An 860-nucleotide genomic window follows, 5' to 3' on the forward strand; every position below is an offset into this window, starting at 1 on the left:
CCGGTCCAGGGGGCGGTGTCGGCGGTGCCGGCGCGGAGAAGGGCCCGGCGGAGCAGTTCGGAGCCCGGCATGCTCCAGACGGGCACGGGGGATTCCCCCAGCCAGCGGGCCGCTGGCGCCGGGGCGGGGGACGGGCGAGACTGCGCCGCACCATGTCCTTCAGCCTCGCGCACCTGTCCGACCTGCACCTGCCTGTACCCTCCGGGGCGATCCACCCGCTCTCGCAGCTCGCGGGGAAGCGCTTGCTCGCCTATTTCGCCTGGCGGCGCAAGCGGCGCCGGGCCGTGTCCGCCGCAGCCCTGCTGGCCGATATCGTGGCAGCCGGGGCGGACCACCTGGCCATCACGGGAGACCTGACGAACCTGGGCCTGCCAGGGGAATTCGCGGCCGCGCGGGACTGGCTGGCGGCACTCGGCCCGTCGGAAGGGGTCACCGTGGTGCCGGGCAACCACGACGCCACCGTGGCCCTGCCATGGGCGGATGGGACCGGGCTCTGGTCGCCCTGGATGTCCGGGGAGGCGGGCGGCGCGCCCTTTCCCTTTCTGCGGCGGCGCGGGGCGGTCGCGCTGATCGGGCTTTCCTCGGCGGTGCCGACCCGGCCGGGTTCGGCGGCGGGACGGCTGGGCGCGGCACAGCTCGCGGCGCTGCCCGGGCTGCTGGAGGTGGCGGGGCGCGAGGGGTTGTTCCGGATCGTGATGATCCACCACCCGCCGCTGCTCGGCCCCGGGGGGCGGCGGAAGGCCCTGGCGGACCGGGCGGCGCTGTGCCGCGTGCTGGCGCGGCACGGGGCGGAACTCGTGCTGCATGGGCACCACCACCGGCCGCTGCGGGGGGAGGTTCCCGGCCCCCGGGGGCCGATC

Annotated in this window: 1 protein-coding gene; it reads left to right on the top strand. The window is 76.7% G+C overall.

Going from position 1 to position 860, the window contains the following annotated elements:
• Positions 1-152 precede the first annotated feature (152 nt).
• The coding region (locus ROTAS13_RS25200) for a metallophosphoesterase (protein ID WP_075823716.1) at positions 153-860 on the top strand (708 nt) is incomplete at its 3' end.

It is taken from the genome of Roseomonas sp. TAS13 (genome assembly GCF_001950415.1).
In the GTDB taxonomy this organism is placed as follows: Bacteria; Pseudomonadota; Alphaproteobacteria; order Acetobacterales; family Acetobacteraceae; genus Roseomonas; species Roseomonas mucosa.